This is a genomic window from Gorillibacterium timonense (assembly GCF_001457415.1).
In the GTDB taxonomy this organism is placed as follows: Bacteria; Bacillota; Bacilli; order Paenibacillales; family NBRC-103111; genus Gorillibacterium; species Gorillibacterium timonense.
Genome location: NZ_LN881723.1, coordinates 760,198 through 785,098, shown reverse-complemented (window position 1 = coordinate 785,098; position 24,901 = coordinate 760,198). Strand labels below are relative to the sequence as shown.

The 24,901-nt window shown below is 56.8% G+C and carries 20 protein-coding genes; 14 read left to right on the top strand and 6 right to left on the bottom strand.

Annotated features, from left to right (window positions below):
• Window positions 1–146 precede the first annotated feature (146 nt).
• The 4 genes from lonB to BN2684_RS11230 all read left to right on the top strand — a co-directional run bounded on the left by lonB (window position 147) and on the right by BN2684_RS11230 (window position 5,943).
• A complete protein-coding gene (lonB, locus tag BN2684_RS11245) occupies window positions 147–1,886 on the top strand; it encodes an ATP-dependent protease LonB (protein ID WP_058302242.1) in 1,740 nt (579 codons plus the stop codon).
• Window positions 1,887–2,233: 347 nt separating this feature from the next.
• Window positions 2,234–4,570, top strand: coding sequence for an endopeptidase La (lon, locus tag BN2684_RS11240; RefSeq protein ID WP_058302241.1), 2,337 nt, complete (start codon window positions 2,234–2,236; stop codon window positions 4,568–4,570).
• 61 nt (window positions 4,571–4,631) lie between these two features.
• Window positions 4,632–5,252 (top strand): ribosome biogenesis GTP-binding protein YihA/YsxC, encoded by a 621-nt coding sequence (gene yihA / locus BN2684_RS11235; RefSeq protein WP_058302240.1) that lies wholly within the window; start codon window positions 4,632–4,634, stop codon window positions 5,250–5,252.
• Between the two features lie 103 nt (window positions 5,253–5,355).
• Complete coding sequence (locus BN2684_RS11230) at window positions 5,356–5,943, top strand: hypothetical protein (RefSeq protein WP_058302239.1); 588 nt, start codon at window positions 5,356–5,358, stop codon at window positions 5,941–5,943.
• 125 nt (window positions 5,944–6,068) lie between these two features.
• On the opposite strand, the gene BN2684_RS11225 is transcribed toward BN2684_RS11230, so the two are convergent.
• A complete protein-coding gene (locus tag BN2684_RS11225) occupies window positions 6,069–6,635 on the bottom strand; it encodes a TetR/AcrR family transcriptional regulator (protein WP_058302238.1) in 567 nt (188 codons plus the stop codon).
• On the bottom strand, window positions 6,613–7,350 hold the full coding sequence (locus BN2684_RS11220) for an MBL fold metallo-hydrolase (protein ID WP_058302237.1): 738 nt from the start codon (window positions 7,348–7,350) through the stop codon (window positions 6,613–6,615). The genes BN2684_RS11225 and BN2684_RS11220 overlap by 23 nt, the downstream gene beginning before the upstream one ends.
• A 191-nt stretch (window positions 7,351–7,541) precedes the next feature.
• Here BN2684_RS11220 and BN2684_RS11215 point away from each other — a divergent pair, with 191 nt between their 5' ends.
• Together BN2684_RS11215 and hemA are read left to right on the top strand one after the other, a co-directional pair.
• Window positions 7,542–8,096 (top strand): hypothetical protein, encoded by a 555-nt coding sequence (locus BN2684_RS11215; RefSeq protein ID WP_148449947.1) that lies wholly within the window; start codon window positions 7,542–7,544, stop codon window positions 8,094–8,096.
• Window positions 8,097–8,220: 124 nt separating this feature from the next.
• A complete protein-coding gene (gene hemA / locus BN2684_RS11210) occupies window positions 8,221–9,597 on the top strand; it encodes a glutamyl-tRNA reductase (RefSeq protein ID WP_058302551.1) in 1,377 nt (458 codons plus the stop codon).
• A gap of 147 nt (window positions 9,598–9,744) precedes the next feature.
• Here hemA and BN2684_RS11205 read toward each other — a convergent pair whose 3' ends face one another.
• The 4 genes from BN2684_RS11205 to BN2684_RS11190 all read right to left on the bottom strand — a co-directional run bounded on the left by BN2684_RS11205 (window position 9,745) and on the right by BN2684_RS11190 (window position 14,332).
• Window positions 9,745–11,703, bottom strand: a complete 1,959-nt coding sequence (locus tag BN2684_RS11205; RefSeq protein ID WP_058302235.1) for an FtsX-like permease family protein — start codon at window positions 11,701–11,703, stop codon at window positions 9,745–9,747.
• Window positions 11,678–12,448, bottom strand: a complete 771-nt coding sequence (locus BN2684_RS11200; RefSeq protein WP_058302234.1) for an ABC transporter ATP-binding protein — start codon at window positions 12,446–12,448, stop codon at window positions 11,678–11,680. Before BN2684_RS11200 ends, BN2684_RS11205 begins: the two co-directional genes overlap by 26 nt.
• Window positions 12,449–12,606: 158 nt before the next feature.
• A complete protein-coding gene (locus tag BN2684_RS11195) occupies window positions 12,607–13,626 on the bottom strand; it encodes a sensor histidine kinase (protein WP_058302233.1) in 1,020 nt (339 codons plus the stop codon).
• A gap of 1 nt (window position 13,627) precedes the next feature.
• Complete coding sequence (locus BN2684_RS11190; protein ID WP_058302232.1) at window positions 13,628–14,332, bottom strand: response regulator transcription factor; 705 nt, start codon at window positions 14,330–14,332, stop codon at window positions 13,628–13,630.
• Window positions 14,333–14,689: 357 nt separating this feature from the next.
• Here BN2684_RS11190 and BN2684_RS11185 point away from each other — a divergent pair, with 357 nt between their 5' ends.
• The 8 genes from BN2684_RS11185 to hemL all read left to right on the top strand — a co-directional run bounded on the left by BN2684_RS11185 (window position 14,690) and on the right by hemL (window position 24,800).
• A complete protein-coding gene (locus tag BN2684_RS11185; protein ID WP_058302231.1) occupies window positions 14,690–15,346 on the top strand; it encodes a precorrin-2 dehydrogenase/sirohydrochlorin ferrochelatase family protein in 657 nt (218 codons plus the stop codon).
• A gap of 405 nt (window positions 15,347–15,751) precedes the next feature.
• Window positions 15,752–16,786: a hydroxymethylbilane synthase gene (gene hemC / locus BN2684_RS11180; protein WP_058302230.1), complete on the top strand. Its 1,035-nt coding sequence runs from the start codon at window positions 15,752–15,754 to the stop codon at window positions 16,784–16,786.
• 86 nt (window positions 16,787–16,872) lie between these two features.
• Window positions 16,873–18,411, top strand: coding sequence for a uroporphyrinogen-III C-methyltransferase (gene cobA / locus BN2684_RS11175; protein ID WP_058302550.1), 1,539 nt, complete (start codon window positions 16,873–16,875; stop codon window positions 18,409–18,411).
• Window positions 18,412–18,587: 176 nt separating this feature from the next.
• Window positions 18,588–19,583, top strand: coding sequence for a porphobilinogen synthase (gene hemB / locus BN2684_RS11170; protein WP_058302229.1), 996 nt, complete (start codon window positions 18,588–18,590; stop codon window positions 19,581–19,583).
• A gap of 3 nt (window positions 19,584–19,586) precedes the next feature.
• Window positions 19,587–20,669 (top strand): uroporphyrinogen decarboxylase, encoded by a 1,083-nt coding sequence (hemE, locus tag BN2684_RS11165; protein WP_058302228.1) that lies wholly within the window; start codon window positions 19,587–19,589, stop codon window positions 20,667–20,669.
• Window positions 20,666–21,619, top strand: coding sequence for a ferrochelatase (gene hemH / locus BN2684_RS11160; protein ID WP_058302227.1), 954 nt, complete (start codon window positions 20,666–20,668; stop codon window positions 21,617–21,619). The genes hemE and hemH overlap by 4 nt, the downstream gene beginning before the upstream one ends.
• A gap of 21 nt (window positions 21,620–21,640) precedes the next feature.
• Window positions 21,641–23,125: a protoporphyrinogen oxidase gene (gene hemG / locus BN2684_RS11155; protein WP_058302226.1), complete on the top strand. Its 1,485-nt coding sequence runs from the start codon at window positions 21,641–21,643 to the stop codon at window positions 23,123–23,125.
• Window positions 23,126–23,507: 382 nt separating this feature from the next.
• Window positions 23,508–24,800 (top strand): glutamate-1-semialdehyde 2,1-aminomutase, encoded by a 1,293-nt coding sequence (hemL, locus tag BN2684_RS11150; RefSeq protein ID WP_058302225.1) that lies wholly within the window; start codon window positions 23,508–23,510, stop codon window positions 24,798–24,800.
• Window positions 24,801–24,901 lie beyond the last annotated feature (101 nt).

The window sequence follows — 24,901 nt, the reverse complement described above, 5'->3', positions numbered from 1 at the left end:
GTCGGGGATTCTTAGTTTGTCCGATTCTGCATGGGTTACTCCGGTTCTCTCCATTTGAGGGTTATCCGGGAAAGTACCGGGAAATACTAGCCCTATAAGCCCTGACGTGTACAGGCAGGGAACAGGCAATCGAAGGAGGAAGCTCGATGGGACTCAGTGTGGCGCTTATGATTATTCAGGTGTTTTTTGCCGTTGTTATCGGCTTGTATTTCTGGAATTTGCTGCGGGGTCAGCAGTCGAACCGAACGGCAGTGGACCGAGAGTCCAAGAAGGAGCTGGAGAAGCTGCGTAAGCTGAGGTCGATCTCGCTCTCCAAACCGCTCTCGGAGAAGACGCGGCCAAGCTCTCTGGATGAAATCATCGGGCAAAAAGAAGGATTGCGCGCGTTAAAAGCGGCATTATGCGGACCGAATCCTCAGCATGTGCTCATCTATGGCCCTCCCGGCGTCGGCAAGACGGCTGCAGCGCGGGTCATCCTGGAGGAAGCGAAGAAAAATGCTTTTTCTCCCTTCCGCCAAGATGCCAAGTTCATCGAAACGGACGCAACGGTAGCACGCTTCGACGAGCGCGGGATTGCCGATCCGTTGATCGGCTCCGTTCATGATCCGATCTACCAAGGGGCGGGAGCGATGGGCGTGGCGGGAATTCCGCAGCCGAAGCCGGGAGCCGTCTCCAAGGCACATGGCGGAATTCTGTTTATCGACGAAATCGGCGAACTGCATCCCGTGCAGATGAATAAACTGCTCAAGGTGCTGGAAGACCGCAAGGTCTTCCTCGAGAGCGCCTATTACAATTCGGAGGACCCGAATATTCCAGGGCATATCCATGATATCTTTCAAAATGGACTTCCAGCTGATTTTCGGCTCGTTGGTGCCACCACCCGGACTCCACAGGATATTCCTCCGGCGATCCGCTCGCGGTGCATGGAGATCTTCTTCCGTCCGCTCCTGCCGGATGAAATTGGGGTAATCGCCGAAAATGCCATCCGCAAGATCGGCTTTCCCGACCGGCCGGATGCGGTCGAAGTGGTGAAGCGTTATGCTACGAACGGGCGGGAAGCGGTCAATGTGATTCAATTGTCCGCCGGGCTCGCTCTCACCGACAAGCGCACCGAGATCACATCAGCTGATGTCGAATGGGTCGTGAATAGCTGCCAGATTCCGCCCCGGCCCGAGCGGAAGGTTCCCGGTTCTCCCCGGGTGGGATTCGTGAACGGCTTGGCTGTCTACGGGCCTAACCTCGGTACATTGCTTGAGATCGAGGTCACGGCGGTGAAGGCATCCGCTTCCGGCACGGGAACCTGGAACGTGACCGGCGTGGTCGATGAAGAAGAGTTGGGCGGCGGTTCCCGTACCTTGCGGCGCAAGAGCATGGCCCGCGGATCGGTGGATAACGTGCTGACCGTTCTGCGCAGCCTGGAATTCCGGCCGCAGGATTACGACCTGCATATCAATTTCCCGGGCGGAACGCCGATTGACGGACCGTCCGCCGGTATCTCGATGGCGACGGCGATCGTCTCTGCGATGCTGGACATTCCGGTCGACAATCGCCTGGCGATGACCGGGGAGATGAGCATTCACGGCAAGGTGAAGCCGATTGGGGGCGTTGTGCCCAAGGTTGAAGCGGCCTTTCAGGCGGGGGCTGACAAGGTGATCATCCCGAAGGAGAATTGGCAGGAGCTGTTCAGCGGACTGGAAGGCGTGCGCGTGATCGCGGTCGACTCCATCCAGGAGGTATTGGAGTACGCGCTTGGGCTCACCGTTCATACGGAAAAGACAGCCGGGTACTCCCTGTTTCCAGAGCAAGTCGTTCCGGCAGCTTTGCCCTTCCTGCAGGTGGAACGCTTGAACGGCCGCAGCCGTGGGATCGACAGCCCGTCCGGGTGAAGGAGATTCATCTCAAACTGTTCAAGGCGGAGCACGGAACGGACAGGAACGGGAACAGGAACAGGAACAAGAACCGAAGAGTGTACCTTTCACCTGGCTTTTCCTTCGGTCACGCCGCGCGGCGTTGCAAGTATTCCGGACAGGTGTGAATTGGTGTTTTACCGGGACATCTGATAAAATAATCCTACATTGAGGCCATGCGCGTCTCTCAGCCCACTCGAGCAGACTTAAGCAGTGGGGTGGAGCGCCGAATCTGGTCCTCTCTGATCTACCGATACGCGAGATGTTCGGTGGATGGGACTGATCATTTAATGGAATGACACGCCTTAGACCACTGGAGGTGTAGCATGGGGCAGAACAAGTCGAAAGAGAAACGAATGCCTTTGCTGCCTTTGCGGGGGCTCTTGGTATACCCGAGCATGGTCCTGCATTTGGACGTCGGGCGGGAAAAGTCGGTGAAGGCGCTGGAACAGGCGATGGTGGAAGAGAGCCTGATCCTCTTGTCCTCCCAGTCGGAGATCAACATCGAGGATCCTACCCAGGAGGATATTTACCGCATCGGGACCGTTTCGAAGGTGCGCCAGATGCTCAAGCTGCCGAACGGCACGATCCGCGTGCTGGTCGAGGGGCTTGTCCGCGCGGAAGTGCTGGAATATCTGGACAACGAGGACTATTATGAGGTTCTGCTGAAGGAGCTGCCGGAGGAGACGACGGTCGATTCCGAGATTGACGCTCTCATGCGGACCGTTCTTACTCAGTTTGAGCACTATATCAATTTGTCCAAAAAGGTTACCCCCGAGACGCTGGCAGCTGTGTCCGACATCGATGAGCCAGGGCGGCTAGCGGATGTTATCACCAGCCATCTGTCTTTGAAGATTAAAGACAAGCAGGAAATCCTCGAAACCGTGGACGCCAAAGAGCGCCTCGGCAAGCTACTCGATATACTCGGCAACGAGCGCGAGGTTCTGGAGCTGGAACGCAAGATCGGCCAACGCGTCAAGAAGCAGATGGAGAAGACCCAGAAGGAATATTACCTGCGCGAGCAGATGAAGGCCATTCAGAAGGAATTGGGCGAAAAGGAAGGCCGCGCGGGCGAGGTGGAAGAGCTGCGCAGCCAATTGGAGAGCGCTGATCTTCCGGATAAGGTCCGCGAGAAGATCGAGAAGGAAATCGACCGCCTGGAGAAAATGCCCGCCGCATCTGCTGAAGGCGGGGTGATCCGCAGCTATATCGACTGGCTGCTGGCTTTACCCTGGTCGAAGGCGACCGAGGATGATCTCGATCTTGCGAGAGCGGAAGAGATCCTGAACGAGGATCACTACGGACTTGAGAAGCCGAAGGAGCGCGTGCTGGAATATCTCGCCGTGCAGAAGCTGGTCAAGAAGCTGAAGGGCCCGATTCTGTGCCTCGTCGGACCACCTGGCGTCGGCAAGACGTCGATCGCCCGTTCCATCGCCCGGTCGCTCGGGCGGCCTTTCATCCGCGTATCGCTCGGCGGTGTCCGGGATGAAGCCGAAATTCGTGGACACCGGCGCACCTATGTCGGGGCGATGCCAGGGCGCATCCTCCAAGGGATGAAGAATGCTGGCGCATCCAATCCGGTTTTCTTGCTCGATGAGATCGACAAGATGGCGATGGATTTCCGCGGTGATCCCGCGGCCGCTCTCCTGGAGGTGCTCGATCCGGAGCAGAACAATACGTTCAGCGACCACTACATCGAGCTGCCGTTCGACCTGTCGAATGTCATGTTCGTGACGACGGCGAATGCGGTGCATAACATTCCGCGCCCTCTGCTCGACCGGATGGAGATGTTATACATCCCCGGTTACACCGAGGTGGAGAAGCTGCACATCGCGAGCCGTTACCTGTTGCCGAAACAGAAGAAGGCTCACGGTCTCGAGCCAGAGCAGCTCGATATCGGCGAGGATACGCTGCTTACTGTCATTCGCAGCTACACGCGGGAAGCGGGCGTGCGCAACCTGGAGCAGCAGCTCGCAAGCCTTTGCCGCAAGACGGCCAAAGAAATTGTATCAAACGGCGGCGTGTCTATCGCGATCAAGCCTGCGGATCTCAAGAAGTATCTCGGAGCGTCCAAATTCCGCTACGGCATGGCGGAAGCCGAGGATCAGGTGGGAGCCGTCACCGGCCTCGCTTGGACGGAAGTGGGCGGCGATACGATGGTGATTGAAGTCAGTGTCATGCCAGGTGCCGGGAAACTGACGCTGACGGGACAGCTCGGCGATGTCATGAAGGAGTCGGCGCAGGCGGCTTTCACCTATACGCGCTCCCATGCGGCGGATCTGCATTTGTCTGCTGACTTCCATGAGAAGAACGATGTGCACATTCACGTTCCAGAGGGAGCGATTCCGAAGGATGGACCTTCCGCCGGGATTACGATGGCGACGGCGCTTATCTCGGCCTTGACGCAGGTTCCCGTATCGAGGGAGGTCGCCATGACCGGAGAGATTACCTTGCGCGGCCGGGTGCTCCCGATCGGAGGCTTGAAGGAAAAATCGCTTGCCGCCCACCGGGCTGGAATCAAAACGATCCTGTTTCCGAAAGACAACGAGAAGGATCTGGAGGAAATTCCGGAGAGCGTAAGGGAAGAGATCACCTTCATTCCGGTCAGCCAATTGAGTCAAGTGCTGGAGCATGCCCTTGTTCATAAGGTTCGCGTCCATTAGGGCATGGAGTATGCGCTCAAAGAAGTGAAAAACAAACCGAAGTTGTGAAAGAGGGACTTGCATGAAGGTCAAACAGGCGGAATTCATCATCAGCGCCGTTGGACCGGGCCAATATCCTGAGGATGCCCTGCCGGAGATCGCCCTGGCGGGGCGTTCGAACGTAGGCAAGTCTTCGCTGATCAACCGGCTCATCAGCCGGAAGAATCTGGCGAGGACGAGCTCTCAGCCCGGAAAGACGCAGACGCTCAATTATTACCGGATTAATGATTTCTTTTATTTTGTCGATGTACCTGGATACGGATATGCCAAAGTATCGCGCACGGAGAGAGCGGCTTGGGGGCGCTTCATCGAACGGTATCTCACAGACCGGGAGCCGCTTCGCAAGGTGATGCTCATCATCGACGTTCGGCATCCCCCGTCCAAGGACGATCAAGCGATGTACGATTGGCTTCGTCACAACGGCCTCCCCATTGCGGTCATCGCCACCAAAGCGGACAAGATCCCGCGCAGCCAGTGGCAGAAGAACATCAAGATCGTCCGCGAAACCTTGGGAATGCCCAAAGGTGACCCAGTCATCCTCTTCTCTGCGGAGACGGGCCAGGGGTTGGACGAGTTATGGCAGCTGCTGGATGAAACCGTAGAATGGATAGGGGAAGAAAAGCCAGAGATTCCGCAGGAATAAGCCATTCCGTCATGAAAACGGCTGGTTCCCGCTCCTCACGGTCCTGCAACCGCTGTCGGTGTGCGGTATAATAAAGCCAATGACTCACGAGAGAGGGATCGGTATGGCGGAAGGAATCACCGCGGTATACGTTCGCACCCGACTTGAAGTGACAGAGGCGGAATTATCGGGTTTGATCAAGCTTTTTCGGGAACGGAGAACCTTCCCGGAAGTTCGGGTGCTGGAGAACGGCAGCCAGGAGATCGCCTTTCCGCACGAATCGAATGAAGCGCCTGTCCTCGAATTTACCAAGCAGGATAATCGGTATGTGTGCCAGGCCTCGTGCCGGATCGTAAACTCGCGGCTTGCCGGAGCGCTGCGGCTGGCAGTGGCGAGGTACAAGGGAAACGCGATCTTTCACCGGTATGGAGACGGTTTCATCATGGCGTACGAATACCGCAAAGGGACCGTTGTGAAGATCACGGAGATCAAGGACGGGGAAACCACTGTTCTCTATCAGTATCATGCGATCCTGCGAGAACTGGAGGAGCTTTTCCAAAAAGATTCCGTCGAGCAGGAAATTTCCGGTTTGAAGGCGGAGATCGACCGCTTGCTCGATGAGCGCAATACATCGGAGGAAGCGGATCGGGTAGCATCGATCGATAGCGAGCTGCGCAGTTTATCGATCCGTTTGAGTGTACTGGACGGATAGCGGCAGGTCAGTTATCTTGTATGTCCATCCTTTGAAAATGAAAAGAGAGCAAAAAAACGAACCCAGCGAGGGTTCGTTTTTTTGCTCTCTCTGTACAAGAGTATAAATTGCTGTAGAGAGTTCAATTACGATTGCTTTCGCAGGCCGCTCAAATAGGTCTCCACGATAAAATGGAGGGTACGATCGGTTTCATAGGGCAACCCGAATCCGCCTATGCTCTCCAGGTACACAAAACCGTGCAGCAGGCTGCGCAGACCGCGTACGGCGTGAATGGCTTCTTCTTCCGTAAGCCCGTAGCCGGAGAGAGCGGTAAGGGCGAAGTGAACGACTTGCCCGCCTGCCTCGGCCAAGAGCTCATCCTGTGGCTCGGGGGCCCGTTGGACCGCTTCGTACAAACCGGGATGCTGTCTGGCGAACCGAACATAGGACAGGCAAAAGGTGGTGGCGGCATCCGAGTCGGTCCCATCGTTCAGCGCGCTCGATAGCAGCTCGGTCAACTGCTTCAAGCCGTCCAAAGCGAGCAGCCGCTTCAGTTCTGGCAGGCCGGCTACATGGTTGTATAGCGAAGGCGTACGGATGTTCAGCTTCTGCGCGAGAGAAGCGAGAGTAACCGCATCGAAGCCTTGCGTGTCGGCCAGCTCGGCAGCCGATGAGAGCACCGCTTTTTGATCAAGACCGATTCGAGGTGACATGTTCTTTCCCTCCTATTGCCGCCTGAGCGGTCCGAATGGCTTGCTCCATTGCCGCTGTCGGCTGTTCAAGCAGCGAGCCATGCCCGACCGCGAGCAGGGTTGGCTGTAGATCGGCTAGCTTGCGCGCGGTGGCGAGAGCGCGATCCGCATTCCAGGTAGCCATGGCGGGAAAAGGGAACGTGATGCGCAATTGCCCGCTGACCGCGATCCCGCCCCGCAGTTGGAAGGCGTCCCCGGCAATCAGCGTTTGGTTCCGTGTGTCCAGAAACGCCATGGAGCCGGGGGTGTGTCCCGGAGCGGACACGGTGAGCAGCGATCCGAGCCGGTCTCCATCATGCAGCAGAACATCAGGGCGTGTCTGCAGCTTCTTCGGGATATCCCCGCGGATGGGGGTTCCGGGCTCGTCAGCGTCAAGTGAAAGATCGCCGTCCAGCAGCCGCACGTCCCTAGCTGACAAATAAACGGGGACATGGGGAAGCTGGAGCTTAAGGGCGTCAAGCGCTCCGAGGTGATCGCCGTGAGCATGGGTCAGAACGATCCGGCTGATCGGCTTGCCTATGTGTTCGGCAGCTCTCAGGATGCCCTTGGCGCTGTAAGGCAAAGCGGCGTCGATCAACGTTAGCCCATCCGCTTCTTCCACGAAATAGGAATTGACGGGAAAGAAGCGGGGAAGAAACGTCAGTTGATACAGGGAATGCTTGTGCCGAATTCTCATCAGGAAGCCTCCTCTTTTCATAAACTAATGATATTAGTTTTATTATAACTAACGCCATTAGTTTTGTAAAGCGACCCATTTGCCCGAATCTCTTCTGGTTGCTTGTCTTGCCCCCCTTTTATAAAGACAGCGTACTAGCGCTTTCTTCTTCAACATATGGAGATAGAGAACGCAGGACAGGAGGGGTTTCATTGTATCCAAGACGGGCAAGGAAGAGCTGGGTATTGGCATGGCTGCTGCTTCTGGTGCTGGCGGTGTGGACGGTTCTGCGCATTTATGAATGGTCGGGGATGGGGAGCCGCGAGACGAAGGCGGTAGTCGATCTGCTGCAGGTTGCTACTTTTCAGCAGAAGATGCTGATCGGCGCTCTTGCTGACAGCCAAGATGCATCGGAGACGGCTCAGCTGAATGTGCTGGTGCGAGCTGCCTATTCCGCTCAGTTCAGCCATGAACACCTGCTCCACGCGGCGGAATCCGATGTTGTTCCTGTACTTGATGCTTATCGAGAACTGCTATCAAGCCTCACGGGGCTACAATTGTCCGGCAACCGGCCTTTATCCAACTCGGAAAAAGCACTGTTGAAGGAAACGACCGAACGGTTTCAGGAGTTTGCTCAGACGTATTCCGAGATTTTGGAGACGGGGAGAGAATGGAATCGGAAGGAAATTGAAAAACTGAAAAAGCAGGATTCGGATATCGTAAAGCTTTTGCAGGAGAAGCAATGGATTGAGAAAGACGCTTCATAGATATTCAAAATAGTCAATGACTTTGGACACAGGTTCTTCAAAAAGTCTGTCTCCTGGAGCAAACTTTGCTTTTGGGACTATGATATAATCGAGAAGACTTCAATGAAAGCAGGTGATGAGCGGATTGCATATCTTGGCGGTTGGACTTCATTATCGGACAGCCCCCGTAGAATTGCGGGAGAAGTTCGCCCTGTCCGCCTCTGATCTGCCCGAGGCGCTGCGGGAACTGAAAGAGACGACCAGCGTGCTGGAATGCGTCATCGTCTCGACCTGCAATCGGACAGAATTATTCCTTGTAGTGGACCGCAAGAAAATGTGCGGCAATTATATACGCTCCTATCTGGAGCAGCGATTCGGCGTGAGCCGGGAAGAGTTTAACCCTCACCTGTTTTTCCTGGAGGAAGAGGAGGCGGTGAAGCATCTCTTCCGCGTCGCGTGCGGACTCGATTCGATGGTGATCGGCGAGACCCAGATTCTAGGACAAGTCCGCAATGCCTTTTTGTGCGCGCAAGCGGAGAAGACGACGGGCACCCTCTTCAACATGCTGTTCAAGCAGGCGGTCACACTTGCGAAACGGGCGCGAACGGAGACCTCGATCGCGGATAACCCGGTATCGGTCAGCTATGCCGCCGTAGAGCTCGGCCGCCGATTCTTCGGATCATTCGCCGGCAAGCGCGTGCTGATCATCGGCGCCGGAAAAATGGGGGAGCTCACAGCCAAACATCTGCATAGCGGAGGTGCGGCGGAGCTGGTTGTCATGAACCGGACGTATGAGAAGGCTGAGGAGCTTGCGCTGCGCTTCGGCGGACAAGCCGTACCGTTCGCATTGTTATCGGAAGAACTGGCAGCGGCGGATATCGTGATCAGCTCGACCGGTTCGTCCGAGACGGTGCTTGCTAAGCGGGATGTCGAGGCAATTTTGCCGGGACGTGCGGGTCGCCCGCTGTTCTTGATCGACATCGCTGTTCCGCGCGACCTGGACCCGCAGATCGCCGAGCTTCCCGGTGTGCATCTATCCAACATCGATGATCTGGAATCGATTGTCGAATCCAATCTGGAGGAACGCCGTAAAGCGGCTTCGCGAATTGAAGAGATCATCGAGGAAGAACACGGCCTGTTTGCCCATTGGCTCAAAACCCTTGGCGTCGGTCCGGTCATCCATGCCCTGCAGGAGAAATCGTCACGTATTCATGAGGATACGATGGACAGCCTGATGAAGAAGCTCCCGCATTTGAGCGATCGGGACAAGACGGTGATTCATCGCTTGACCAAGAGCATCGTGAATCAAATGCTGCGGGATCCGATCATCCGGGTTAAGGAGTTGGCCGGCGAGGATAATGGCAGCGAAGCGGTTGAGCAGTTCGTCAAGCTGTTTGCCTTGGAAGAATGGGTGAAGGGAGCTGCTGAACCGGAGCATGCGACTCAGCCAGAGCCGGAGCTTGCGCTGGAGGTATCCCGGAATGAACCCGAACCGCTGGCAAGCCGCATGGTGACAGCGTAGCTTACATGACAAAGGAGCGGTACCAAGCAGGTTATCGCCTGCTTGGGTACCGCTCCTAATAGATAGGACGAAAGATAGGGAACGAATCAAGCCGGACAAATGGTCCGAGCTTGATTCGTTCCCTTTTGTGATCGTTGTGTTCGATCGCTAAACGCGTTCCATTCGTCTCTCCAAATGCAGCACGTAACGGGAGCGGACGATGAGGAAATAGAGCAACTGTGCAGCCGCGAAAAAGATGGACGCTGTCAACACCGGAGGTAGAGAGATCGGAATGTCGATGCTCTTCAAGATAGGCCTCAGGACTACAAAGGTTTGAATGGTGGAGATGGCGGTCGGCAAGAAGAACAGCAGCGCGATCTGGGTCGTAACCGAACGCTTCATCTCCCGGACGGTCAATCCGATCCGCGACAGAGAGCGGTAATTTTGACCGTCCCGGGTCAGCTCCGCAAACAGCTTGAAGTAGAGGAAGCTGGCCGAGGAGACGGAGAAGATCGCCGAGATGAAGAAACAGATGAAGCCGATCATCGACGTCGATTCCTTGACCCAGCGGTATTTGTCTGCGCGCATGCTCAGGTAGCCGTCCGGATTCATCTTTTTTTCCTGCCAATGGTCCATTAGCTTTTTGCTGAATACGGCTTCCGGGTTATCGCCGTCTGGGTAGCCGAGGTTGTCCCAAGCTGGAACCCGATATTTTGTAACCGGAATGGTTTGAAACCGGCCGTTCTTTTGCAGATTGACGAGCTTCGTAAACACACTGTCTTCCACAATGAGCGTATTTGTCATGGACAGGTAGCCGCCGAGTCGTTTCATTGACGCTTCATCTAACTGCAGGGTCAAGGAGAGGTCCTTCAGCTCAACTCGACTTGTGTTTAGCTCGCCGTTATTGCTTCCTTTGATGGACAAGCCTTTCTCGGTGGTCCAGCCTCCGGAAGGTTCAGGAGGAGCGGGATCCGTCTGGCTCGCCGGAAGGAGGGGGTACAGCTTCTCGAAGTCGCTGCGGGACATGAAATCGACATAGCGGGATTTATCGGTCGCTTGGATTTGATACGTAAACGACTTGACCGTTGCTTTTTCAAAAGGGATGTTTTCCTTGGCCAAAAAGGCATCGATCTCTTCCAGCTCAGCTGCGGTTTTCTTGGTCTGCGAATACTCAGCATAGGTGAGTGCGAAGGGGGTGTTTCGGTAAAGCTGCTCATTCTCATGTCGGGCCGAGAGGACCAAGCCTATGCTCATGCAGGCGATCGAGATGGCGACCGTTACCATGAACAGCATCCGCGCGTTGTCCTTCAGCTTGTACGTAAATTCCGAAATCCACAGCAGGTTCGTCCGCTTCCAGAACAGGCGACGGTTTTTGCGAAGCAAGCGGAAGACCAGGACGGAGAGCTGCGTGTAAAAGAAATACGTACCGGTGATTCCGAGAAACGCAGCCGCCAACACCGCTTCAGGAGCAAATCCTTCCTTGTACAGGAGGAAAAGCGCAGATCCCAGCAAAAGGACCGTGAGCAAGGAAAGAAGAATGGAAGCGCGCGGTTCTTTTTTGGGTCGGCTCGTTCCCGTCAAAAGCTCCAATACCCGGCTTTTACGAATGAACATGAGGTTAAACAAGGACAGGAACAGGAAGAGCGCGAGAAAAGCTCCCGAGGTGAGCAGAATTGCCTGTCCCGGCCAATAGAACGGCATCTCACTCAAGCCGATGAATCGGGAGCTGAAGAGCAGAAACAGCTTGGAGAGCAGAAGCCCGGCGGCCATGCCGGTGATGATGGAAGTGACGCCGATGATCATATTCTCTAGAAAAATCAATCGATTCAGTTGACTAGATGAAGCGCCTAGAATGGTGAGGAGTCCGAATTCCCGGTTGCGCGCCTTGAGGAACACGCTGATCGAATACAGGACAAACAGAAACGAGAAAACAAAGATGATGTATTCTGCGATCCGAATGCCGGTTTGCGACATCTTCCCCAGCTCGGAGACCGCTACGTCGGGATGATACAGAAACACGGCGTAGGAGAAGAAGATCATGACCATGAAGGCGCTGCTCAGAAAATAGGCGATATACGCACGGCTGTTGCGTCGGACGTTATTAAAGGCGAATTGAGGAAAGTTCATTTGCATTCCCTCCCCAAAACGACAGCATGTCGATGATGTTCTGGAAAAAGGCCTGGCGGCTGTCTCCCCGGTAAATCTCTCCCGCCAGCTTGCCGTCCTTGATGAAGACGACGCGGTGGCAGTAGCTGGCTGCAAGCGGGTCATGGGTAACCAGCATGAGGGTTGTTCCATCGGTGCGGTTTATGTCCTCCAGAACCTCCATGACCGTTCGGGAAGCATTGGAATCGAGCGAGCCAGTCGGCTCATCGGCCAGGACAAGTGAGGGTCTGGCGATGATGGCACGAGCGATAGCGGTGCGCTGGCGCTGCCCGCCGGACAATTCATAGGGGCGCTTATTCAGCATCTCTTCGATTCCGAGCCGCTTGGCCACTTGCTTCAACCTCACGTCCATCTCCGCGAGCTTTTTCCCTTCCAGGGTGAGAGGCAGGACGATATTTTCGGCAACGGTGAGGGTGTCCAGCAAATTAAAGTCCTGGAAGACGAAACCGAGCTCTTTGCGGCGGAAAACGGCCAGCTCCTTACGTTTCATACGGTGCGGATTCTGCCCGTTGATGAGGATTTCGCCGGCGCTGGGCGTGTCGATGGTGGAGACCATGTTGAGAAGAGTCGTCTTGCCGCTGCCGGACGGTCCCATGATGCCGACGAATTCGCCCGGATCGATGGACATGTGAATATCGGTTAGCGCCTGGGTAGCTACTTTTCCCGGATAGACTTTGCCTACTGCTGTTACTTTCAAGATTTCCATAGGGTAACGCATCCTTTCGCAAGCCGTTCATGACGGGACGGCTGATGTCCTGTTCAGTGTACAAAACCGCTCTACGGCCTGCTATGGAATTAGCTTACGTTTTCCTTACAGCTTTGTAAGGTTAACATCCGTTTGCCTGGATTGGATTCATGGTGGATTCATTTGCCGGGTGGAGCGGGAGGGCGAGGAAAGCAGAGGGTTACCGTGGTTCCGACTTCGGGCTGTGAAGTGATGGACACCTCGTGTCCGAGCCGTGTGCAGATCTCTTTGACCAAATAGAGGCCCATTCCGGTCGATTCCGTATACTCGCGTCCCCGCTCTCCGGTGAAAGAGGGGGCAAAGACTCGACGCAAATCTTCCTTGACGATGCCGATCCCTTCATCCTGCACCGTCAACTCGGTGACTTCGCCAGGATGAGCCGCTCTTTTCGCGCCGATCGTAATGGTTTTGCCTGGACCTCCGGAATAATTGACGGCATTCGTGACGATCTGTCCGAGGACAAACAGCAGCCATTTCTCGTCGCTGTAAACTTGAATTCCTTCGTCGATCTGCAGCTCCGCTTGAATTCCTTTGCGGATGAAGAGCCTGCGGTTTTCTTTCACGGCATGGGCAGCCACTTCACGAAGTGGCACCGGGCGAATGGCGATGTCCTGCTCAAAGCGCTCGAGGCGTGCGGTATACAGCACCATTTCGAGGCCCTTCTTGATTCGCTCCAGCTCCTCTTGAATGCTGTCTCCGGCCTCATCGTCCAGTTCGCGGGCGGTCAATTGGAGCACGGAGACGGGAGTTTTCATCTGGTGGACCCATCGATTAACAAAGGTCAAGTGCATGTCCATGCGATTTTTCTCGCGAGTCAGCTCGTCCCGGTAATGCTTTTCTTGAAGGAGGAGGAGTCGGTTCAACGCTTCGGACAAAGGAGCGGCCTCTTCCTCCCGGAAAAGGGCGCTGTTCCAGTCCTCCGGAAGTGTTTCAGAGGCAAGCTGGCGGTAGAAGCTCCGATGAGTGAGATAACGGAAGACGAGATAGACGACAAGCACTGCTAGACTGAGCAGGAACCCATAGAGGACGAGCGTCTCATTAAAGCGAACGTCAAGCAGCGAGTAGAGCAGCGGGATCAGGAGCGCTTGCAGCGCATAGAAAGCGAGAAGAGGGGTTTGCTCCTTCCAAAACAGTTTCATGTTACTCCTCCTTACCCGGCAGCTCCGCCTGAAAAAGATACCCGGCTCCCCGCACCGTTTCAACGGAATGCTCCCGTCCGAGCTCCTTCAGCTTCTTGCGGATGCGAGTTACATAGACGTTAAGCGTGTTATCGTCGACAAAATGCTGATCCTCCCAGAGGAGATCCAGCAGCTTCTCTCGGCTGACTACGCGCCCGGCCCGCTCCATGAGGGCGAGCAGGAGAAGGGTTTCCTTCTGGCCGAGCTCGATTTCTCCCTCCGCTCCCTTAACGAGAAGCCGCTCGGGATATAGCTCCAGACCTGCGGCTTGCACCGAACGCTCTTCCTGTCGAGCGGAGAGGGAGCCGTAAGCGCGGCGGAGATGGCTTCCGACCTTGGCGGTCACAAGTTCGTAATGAAAAGGCTTGATCAAATAATCGTCAGCCCCGTTCTCCAGCGCCATCACCTGATCGAGATGGCCATCCCGGGCGGAGATGAACAGGATCGGACAGGTCGATTCGGCCCTGATTTGGCGGCACCAGTAGAAGCCGTCGAAGCGGGGCAGATTGACATCGAGCAGCACGAGGTGGGGAGACACCGCGCGGAACGTCTCCATCACCTTGCCGAAGTCTTCGACCTGTTCGACCTGATACCGGTATTTTTCCAGATGCTTCTGCAGCATCGCTGCGAGCTTTTTATCGTCTTCGACGATGAGCAGGGTAAACATGGAGTCCTCTCCTTAGGCGAGTTTTCTTATCATAAGGACGAGCTAAAGAGCGAGGTGGTTCAACCCGATGAGTTCTTGAGTTCTCTTGGGGCCGAAGACCGGGTTTGCGAACACGCTCTAGGCAGTACATAAATCGAGTAATACTCAACCTACAGGGTACACGATCTCGCCTGAAAGCAAAAGCTTGTCTTGTTCCGGCTGCGAGGCTTACTAGAGGGCTGCACAGGAGAGGGAGGCTGTTCGTATGGGCAGCTTTGTCGGCAGGACTGTTGGCTCCGATGAAATCGGATGGGGGGAGGACGTGCAACGGGAGAATCGTTTGTGGTATCGTTATCCCAAAGAATGGGAGGTTTCGAGATGACGGAGAGTTCAGCCTATCCCCTGATCCTGAAGCTGGACGGCAAGCGCTGCCTGGTGGTCGGAGGCGGGTCGGTTGCGGAGCGAAAAACCGCTTCTCTGCTCGCATCAGGAGCGTCGGTGAAGGTGATTTCACCGGAGGTTCGTCCAGCATTTGCATTTTGGGCCGAGGAAGGCGTCATTACTCTCGTGCAGAGGGAATACCGGCCGGGAGATGCTGCGGAGAGCGGAGCGCTGCTTGTATTCGCCGCAACTGGGGACCGGGAGGTCAACCGCCGGGTATGCGCGGAAGCGGAAGAAGCCGGGCAACTGTGCAATAGCGCGGATGATCCGCAGGCGGGCAGTTTTACCGTCCCGGCCTCTGTTCGGCGCGGCGAGCTCTTGATCGCCGTATCCACGTCGGGGGCGAGTCCAACGGCCGCCCGAAGCCTCGCAGCCGAAATTGCGGAACGATACGGCGATGAATATGCCGAATATATGAAATTTCTCCGCGAGGTACGCGAGCGGGTGCTGGCGGGGACGAGCGACCCTGCGCTGCGAAGCCAGCTGTTGAAGGAGGCTTCCGATGAAGCAGCGCTGGCTGCGATTCGTTCCGGGGCATTCGAAAAGTACCGGGAAGAAGCGTTTGCCCGGCTCAAAGAGAGGCTGGAGATTTAGAAGGAGCTTCTTGATGCTGGTTGTGCCATTAAAATGGGTCTTGCTGGTTGTGCCATAAAAAAGGGTCTTCTGTGGCGATTTGTGCCTATAAGCCAGGTGGAGGAGCCGGAGCAGGATACCACTTTTCTGGAGCTTGGGGTGCGAGTCATTCGGTTTTCCAGGCGGAATCGTTTATAATGGAATTATTCTTAAGAAGGCAAGGTGTTCTGAACGGAACCTGTGACCAGGTATGCTTTCAACCCTAATCGTGTGATCACGAACAGCTTAATGGGGATGGGAACAGGTACATAAACCATGTTGTTGAGTGGAAAGCGTACGAAAGCGCGTCTTAGCCCCAGTTTGACTAAATTGGCTCGAGAACGGGTTTGAAGACACGCTCTACCAGTACGAGAAAGGAAGTCGACCATGCGGACCATCAAGGTGGGGACGCGGCAGAGTGCGCTCGCGCTCACCCAAACCGGGCAAGTCGTTGACAGGCTGAAACAGCTTGCGGAGGCTTCCGGAATCGAATGCCGCTTCGAAATCGTGAAAATCGTAACAAAAGGCGACCGCATCCTGGATGTCACCTTATCGAAGGTTGGCGGCAAAGGCTTGTTCGTGAAAGAGATCGAGCAGGCGCTGCTCTCCGGAGAAATCGATATGGCGGTGCACAGCATGAAGGATGTACCGTCGGTGCGTCAGAACGGGCTTGTGCTTGGCGCCGTTCCGAAGCGCGCTGATGCACGCGATTGTCTGATAGCAAGGAAAGCGAGCAGCCTGGAAGAGCTGCCCCAAGGAGCGCGCGTCGGAACCAGCAGTCTTCGCCGACAGGCGCAGCTGCTCGCGCATCGGCCCGATCTTCGCGTGGAGCCCGTCCGCGGCAACATCGATTCCCGGCTGCGCAAGTTGGAGTCGGAAGGCTTCGATGCGATCCTGCTCGCAGCGGCAGGACTCATCCGCATGGGCTGGACGGATCGGATCAGCGGCTATTTGCCGCCGGACGTGAGCATTCCGGCCGTCGGCCAAGGTGCGCTCGGCATCGAATGCCGCGTAGACGACGGCTTCATGCGGGAGCTGCTGGCGCTGCTTCAGCACGAGCCGACCGCGCTCGCGGTCCGTGCCGAGCGATCCTTCCTCGGACGGCTGAACGGCGGCTGCCAGGTTCCTATCGGAGCTTATGCGGTTCTCGCTGATGAAGGTGAAGGTTCAACAACCGGCGGCGATATGTCGGACCAAGCTCCGAACGGATTACCACCTTTGTCGGTCGATACCGCTCCGCTCATCCGCCTCACTGGCGTGATCGGACGACCCGACGGCAGCGAGCTCTTCACCGAAACCGCAAGCGGCACCGATCCGGAGCGGCTGGGCCGCGAGGTAGCCGAGACGCTGCTCATCAGAGGAGGAGACCGGATACTTGCCGATTATCAGAAGGAAGTATCCGGATTCGAGGAGGACCCATGATGGCAGGGAACGGATCCTTGAACAACGCGGAGGAGAATCGGCAGGGCCAGAGCCTGAAGGCGGGGAGTCCGAGATCCGAAGATAGGATGGATCCCATAACGCCCGGCAAGGTCTACCTTGTCGGCGCCGGACCCGGCGATCCGAAGCTGATTACGGTACGCGGACTTGAAGCCATCGGCAAAGCGGATGCGGTGGTCTATGACCGGCTTGCAAATCCAGCCCTGCTCAAGCATATGAAGCCGGGTGCCGAACGCGTATATGTCGGCAAGCTTCCGGACCGTCACACCCTTCGGCAGGAAGCGATCAACCAGCTGCTCGTCGACCTTGCGCTCGAGGGCAAGACGGTTACCCGGTTGAAGGGAGGGGATCCCTCCGTCTTCGGGCGAGTGGGGGAGGAAGCCGAGCTGCTCAAGGAGCACGATATCTCCTTCGAGATCATCCCCGGCATCACATCAGCGATCGCCGTTCCGGCTTATGCCGGCATTCCCGTCACTCACCGCGATTTTACTTCGTCGCTTGCCATTGTAACCGGCCACGAATGTAAGAAGCTGTCTGATACGAACATCGACTGGTCCAAGCTGTCGACGGCGACGGGTACGCTGATCTTTCTCATGGGCGTCGCGAGTCTCGGGCTGATCTGCGATACGCTTATCGGCCACGGCAAGTCTGAGGATACTCCGGTGGCCGTGATTCGATGGGGGACTCGTCCGGAGCAGCGGACCTTGACCGGAACGCTTGCGACCATCGTCCGCCAAGTCGAGGAGGCCCGGTTGGAATCACCGGCGATTATCATCGTGGGGGAGGTCGTTACCTTGCGCGAGAAGCTAGCCTGGTACGAAAAGAAGCCGTTGTTCGGCAAACGCATTCTCGTCACCCGCTCCCGCACCCAATCGAGCGGACTCGCCGATCAGATCGACGAATGGGGCGGAGAAGCTTTGGAGCTTCCCGTGCTTCGGCTGGAAGCGCCGACCGATCCCGCCCTGCTGGCCGAGCTGGATGCGGCTTGCTCACGACTAGGCGAATACAATTGGGTGTTCTTCACGAGCGCGAATGCCGTCGAGTTCTTCTTCGAGCGGATCGCTTATCTCGGTCTCGACATTCGCCGAATGGCGGGAGCCCGTATCGCGGCGGTCGGCTCCAAGACGGCGGACGCGCTGCGGACGCGCGGGATTGTTGCGGATTTGACACCGGACAAATTTCAGGCGGAGACGCTGCTGGAAACGGCCCGACCGTACCTGCTTCCGGGCCAGAAAGCGTTTTTGCCCCGATCCGGACTCGCCCGTCGCGTCTTGCCGGAAGGTTTGGCGGCGCTTGGTCTTGAGGTGGTTGAGGCCGACCTCTATCATCCGGTTCCGGCTGAAGAAAGTGCGGACGATCTGCTGCGCGTGCTGGCTGAAGGCCAACTGAGCGCGATCACGTTTACCAGCTCTTCAACGGTAACGAGCTTCATCCATTTGGTGAAGGCTGCGGGCAATGACGAGATTTTAGCAGCAGCTCTCCAGGTTCCGGCCGTCTGTATCGGACCGGTCACCGAGAAAACAGCGTGCGAGGCAGGCTTCGTAACCCGCGTCACTTCTAAGGAAGCGACCATTGAATCACTCTCCGAAGCTTTGCAGACGCTATAAAGAGGGAGGGAAGAGCTTCCTGCGAAAGGCAGACCGGTTGTCCGACGAAGGAACTTCCCTCTCATGCAAGAAAGAATTCAGTCGATGATTGACGAAAATACACCTATGACAAATGACCCTTTCTAAGGATTCCATGAGGTTGGGGATCCTTGTCCGATATCAAGGAGGTTATCCAAGTGAGCTTTCCCATTGTCCGCCACCGCCGACTCCGCACTTCCGCAGCGCTTCGCAATCTGGTTCGCGAGTATGCTTTTTCGGCGCACGATCTGATCTATCCGATCTTCATAACCGAGGGCACCGGCGTGAAAAATGAAATTTCGTCCATGCCCGGCATCTATCACTTCTCTCTCGATACGCTTGAGGATGAAATCAACGAAGTTGTAGCTCTTGGCATTCCGGCGGTGCTGCTGTTCGGCATTCCCGCCACGAAGGATGCGGTCGGCTCTTCCGCCTTTGACGACGAAGGAATCGTCCAACGGGCCACCCGCCAAATCAAACAAAATCATCCTGAGCTTCTGGTCATTGCAGATACTTGCCTATGCGAGTTCACCGATCATGGCCACTGCGGGATCGTTCATGTGGATGAATGCACGCATCAAGCTGTCATCGACAACGACGAATCGCTTGAATTTCTGGCCCGGACCGCCGTCTCCCAGGCTAAAGCGGGAGCCGACATCATCGCTCCCTCGAACATGATGGACGGCTTTGTCCAGGCGATCCGCACCGCTCTGGATGATGCGGGCTTCACGCATATCCCGATCATGTCCTATGCGGTGAAGTACGCTTCCGCTTATTACGGTCCGTTCCGGGAAGCAGCCGGATCGGCTCCTCAATTCGGCGACCGCAAGTCGTACCAGATGGACCCGGCCAATGCCCGGGAAGCGCTGCGCGAAGCCGAATCCGACATCCTGGAAGGAGCGGACATGTTGATTGTGAAGCCGGCGCTCGCCTACATGGACATCATCAAGAGCGTGCGCGAGAACTTCGATCTGCCGATCGTGGCGTATAACGTGAGCGCCGAATATGCGATGGTGAAAGCCGCCGCCATCAACGGCTGGATCAACGAACGCGCCATTGTCATGGAGACGCTGACCGGCATGAAACGGGCTGGGGCCGACATGATCATTACGTATTTCGCCAAGGATGCGGTCCGCTGGCTGAAGGAAGGCTGAGCCATGGCCTTCGACGATACGTTTTTGCGGGCTTGCCGCAAGGAGCGGACCGGCCGCGTTCCGGTCTGGTACATGCGGCAGGCTGGTCGCTACGATCCGGAATACCGCGAGATCAAGGAGCGCTACAGCCTGCTTGAAATCTGCCGCCAGCCGGAGCTTGCCGCTCGTGTCACCCTGATGCCGGTGAGGAAGCTCGGTGTGGATGCGGCGATTTTGTACTCCGACATCATGAATCCCGTCGCTTCCCTTGGCATCGATTTCGATATCATGAAGAATGTCGGGCCGGTCGTCCACAATCCAATCCGCAGCAAGGCGGATGTGGAGAAGCTTCGCCCGATCGACGTGGAGGGCGATCTCGGCCATATTCTCCGCACGATAGAGCTCCTGGATGAGGAGCTTGAGGTGCCGCTTATTTCCTTTGCCGGCGCTCCGTTCACCATCGCCAGCTATCTCATTGAAGGCCAACCCTCCAAAGGCTACCGCCGCACCAAGGAAATGATGTACAGCGCGCCGGATGTCTGGTTCGCCTTGATGGAGAAGCTGGGGGATATGGCGATCGCTTACCTGCGTGCCCATGTCGCCTCGGGAGCCAAGGCGTTCCAGCTGTTCGACAGCTGGGTCGGTTCGCTTGCACCAGAGGATTTCCGGGTGTTTGTCCGTCCGACCGTCGAACGGATCTTCTCCGAGCTGGCGGATCTCTCCGTGCCAAAGATCTATTTTCCCGGGGTGAGCTCAGGGGAGCTTCTGCCTGCCATGCAGGGGCTCGCAGCAGATGTGATCGGACTGGATTGGCGCGTTTCCATTGCGGAGGGGCGGAAGCGGACTGGCAACGTTTTTGCTATCCAAGGGAATCTGGACCCGTATGTTCTCACTGCGCCCATGAACGTCATTGAGGAGCGAGCAAAAGCGATTCTCGATGAGGGCATGCAAGAAGCGGGGTATATCTTCAATCTCGGACACGGCCTCTATCCGGAAGCCGATCTTGGCAAGCTGAAAGAACTGACCACCTTTGTTCATGAGTATTCCAAAGGACGCCTATCGGCGGAAGCCGGAGTCCTGCCGGAAAAACGGATGGTGACCGAATGACCAGACGACGCATCGGGGTCCTCGTGATGTCCTATGGAACCCCGGAAAGCATGGATCAGATTGAGGCGTATTATACACATATTCGCCATGGACATGCCCCAACTCCGGAACAGCTCGCCGAGCTGACCGCTCGGTATGCGGCGATTGTCGGAGGTGTTTTTCCTCTCCGGGAAAACACGAATCGCCAGGTCTCCGAGCTTGAACGGCTGCTGAACGAAAACGCCGGTGATACGGAGTTTGTGTGCAAGCAAGGCCTTAAGCACGCTTTTCCCTTCGTGGCGGACGGAGTGGAAGCCCTGCACCGGGAAGGGGTGGAGGAAGCGGTCGGCATCGTGCTCGCTCCCCACTATTCCCGCATGAGCATCGGCGGCTATATTCGGGAAGCCCGCGAGAAGGCGGACCAACTGGGTCTTCCGATTCGGTTCGTGGAAAGCTACCACACACATCCGCTGTTCATCCGTGCGCTGACGGAGCGGGTTGAAGCGAAGCTGAACGACTTCGCGAAAGCGGGCTATGCCCGGGAGGAGGTCCGAGTGCTGTTTACGGCACACAGCCTGCCGGCCTCCATCCTAGAGACAGGCGACCCCTACCCCGACCAGCTTCTGGAGACTTCTCGTCTCGTTGCCGGACAGACAGGCGTGACCGGGTGGTCGTTCGTCTGGCAGAGCGCGGGACGGACAGCCGTTCCTTGGCTGGGGCCGGATATTCTAGAGGTGCTTCCGAAGCTGGCGGAGGAAGGTGTCCGCGCCGTGCTCACTTGTCCAGTTGGATTCGTATCCGATCATCTGGAGGTACTGTACGACCTCGATATCGAATGCGTGCAGGCGGCAGAACGGCTCGGGCTGATGTTTGCACGAACGGAGTCTCTGAATACGGACCCGCTTTATCTCGGAACACTCAAAGATAAGATCGAAGAGGTCGTTCAAGCGGATGTCAATAAGAGCCGGTAATACGCAGAGGAGGAAGCACAAGTGAGTCGACCGATTCGACAAGTCGTCATCATTGGCGGAGGGATCACCGGTTTGACGGCGGCGTACTATGCCAATCGCTATGCATCGGATGCTGAGATTCCCATGCAAATTACCATATTGGAAAAAAGCAGCCGCTTGGGCGGCAAAGTCCACACGCTGCATAAGAACGGGTTCACCATCGAGAAGGGAGCCGACTCCTTTCTCACGCGGAAACAGCCGATGATCGAACTCACCCGCGAGCTTGGGCTGGAGGACCGGTTTGTCGGACAGGGCAGCCGCGGCAAGCGCTCGTATTTCCTGCATCACGGCCAATTTTATCCCGCTCCTTCCGGTATGGTTCTGGGCATCCCGACGGATCTCTCAGCCTTTATGGAGACGGGGCTCGTCTCGCCAGACGGCAAAGCCCGCGCTTTGGAAGATCTGTCCCTTCCCAAAAAAGACGGGGAAGGGGACGAATCGCTCGGCGGCTTTCTCGAGCGAAGGCTCGGTCCCGAGATGGTGGCGAATGTAGCGGAGCCGCTGCTCGCGGGGATCTATGCGGGCGATCTGTACAAGCTGAGCCTGGAAGCGACCTTCCCGCAGTTCAAAGAAGCGGAGCGGCAATACGGCAGCGTCATTCAGGGCATGCAGGTATCGCAGGCTGAGAGGAAAGCGCAGATGGCCCCTACCCCGAAAGCGGCGGCGGGAAGCGCCTTTCTCTCGTACCGGGACGGACTCAGCACGGTGATCGAGGGCTTGGAACGGGCGGCAGCGGAAACGGGGACAAAGGTCCTGCGCGAAACCTACGCCGTCCGCATCGACCGGGCTCCGGGCAAGGGAGATGAGCCAGGCTACCGCGTTCACTTGAACCGGGGAGATTATCTCGAAGCCGACGCAGTGATCGTCACGCTCCCGACCTATGAGTACCCAAGCTTGCTTCCGCATCTTCCCGGCTTGGTCAAGCTCTCGGAAATGCCTTACGTCTCGGTGGCGAATGTCGTCCTCGCTTATGAGGAAGCCGATGTACCTGTTGATTTTGACGGCTCGGGCTTCGTCATCTCCCGCAAGGAAGGACGGTTTATCACGGCCTGCACCCGTACCTCGCTGAAATGGGAAAGCACAGCTCCTCCCGGTAAAGTGCTGCTTCGCTGCTACGTGGGACGCGCCGGTGATCAGGATTGGGTCAAGCTGACGGATGAAGAGATCGTGGCCAAGGTTCGTCAAGAAGTAAAGGAGCTGCTTCGGATCGAAGCGGAACCGCTGTTCCACGAGCTCACTCGCTTATACCGCTCGATGCCGAACTATCCGGTCGGGCATCTGGAGCATATCCAGGCGGCGCGCAAGGAGCTTGCCGCTGTCATGCCCGGCGTGTACCTGACCGGAGCCGCCTTCGACGGCGTCGGCTTGCCGGATTGCGTCCGCCAAGGCCGCGAGACCGCCGAAGCGGTCGTCATGCGGCTGAAGAAGCAATCTGCCGCAGCCGAAGCAAGTGAAAGGGAAGCTTAGCGAGTGGTGGAAGGTAAGCTTGCCGCACGGTGCGCGGCAGAACATCGTTGGGTCGACAAACCAGATTAATTCTAGGGCAAACCGGCTATATGAAGCGAAAATGATGCACTTCGTGCAACAATTAGAGGGAAATCCCCTGTAAAAAGCGAAAATGATGCATGAAATGCAACTTTCCAAAGGCAAACCGGCTGAATGAAGCGAAAATGATGCACTTCATGCAACAATTTAAGGGCAAGCACGCAATAGGAACGGGGGAAATGCGTGTGGCTTTCTTTCTCACCTCTAGCTGAGCGAAAGAGTGTTGCTCTTTCGCTCAGTAGAGCTTAAGAATGCTCCCCTATCGATAACACATAAAAACACTAGCTTAAGGAGGTAGACACCCATGGCGAACAAACGCATCGATACCAAGTCGCGCGCCGCTTTTGAGGAAGCGAAGCGCTACATCCCCGGCGGCGTCAACAGCCCGGTTCGGGCGTACAAGGCCGTCGGCCTCACGCCCGTCTTCGTAGAGCGGGCCGAAGGCAGCCGCATCCATGACATCGATGGAAATACGTTTATCGATTATATCTGCTCCTGGGGACCGTTGATCATGGGCCATGCTCATCCGGAGGTGGTTGCTGCCCTGCAGCGGACTGCGGCGAACGGAACGAGCTTCGGAGCTCCAACGGAGCTGGAGACCGCGATGGCCAAGCTCGTGGCCGAGCGTGTGCCATCCGTCGATATCGTGCGCATGGTAAACAGCGGCACGGAAGCGACGATGAGCGCGATCCGGCTCGCCCGGGGCTACACGGGACGAAATAAAATTCTCAAATTCGAAGGCAGCTACCACGGGCATGGCGATTCGCTGCTCATCAAGGCCGGCTCCGGCGTAGCGACTCTGGGCCTTCCGGACAGCCCCGGTGTGCCTGAGGGAATTGCGGCGAACACCATCGCCGTACCCTACAACGATCTGGAAGCCGCGCGGCTTGTCTTTGAGAAATACGGGGAAGAGCTCGCCGCCGTCATCGTGGAGCCGATTGCAGGCAACATGGGCGTGGTCCCTCCGCTCCCCGGCTTCCTGGAAGGGCTGCGGGAGCTGACGACGCAGTACGGAACGCTGCTCATCTTCGATGAAGTGATGACCGGGTTCCGCGTGCACCGCAGCTGCGCCCAAGGGCTCTTCGGCATCACGCCTGACCTGACCACCTTCGGGAAGGTGATCGGCGGTGGCCTGCCGGTCGGCGCCTACGGCGGACGGAGGGAGATTGTGGAGCGGATGGCTCCAGGCGGCCCCATCTACCAAGCGGGCACGCTGTCCGGCAATCCCCTCGCTATGGCAGCCGGATATGCCACGCTTCGATTGCTCACGCCTGAGGTGTACGAGCGATTGGAGCAGGCTTCCGCGCGACTTGAGGCCGGACTGCGGAAGAATGCCGAGGAAGCGGGCATCCCGCTCACGGTCAACCGTGTCGGCTCCATGGTGTGCCCCTTTTACTCGGAAGGGCCGGTAACGAACTACACGTCTGCCAAAGCGTCGAACACGGCGATGTTCGTTAAGGTCTTCGGCGGCTTGCTCGACCGGGGGATCAGCGTCGCTCCTTCGCCCTTTGAAGGAATGTTCGTGTCCGCCGTTCATAGCGATGAAGATATTGATACCACGATACAAGCTCACCGCGAAGCTTTGGCCGAGCTGTAGGCCTGTAACCCGCAGACCTTCCCGGTCTGCTTGTTCAACGAGATGCTGTCACAGCATAGAAAAGGATGGACCGCGATGAATAAATACAATCTGTTCGGCTT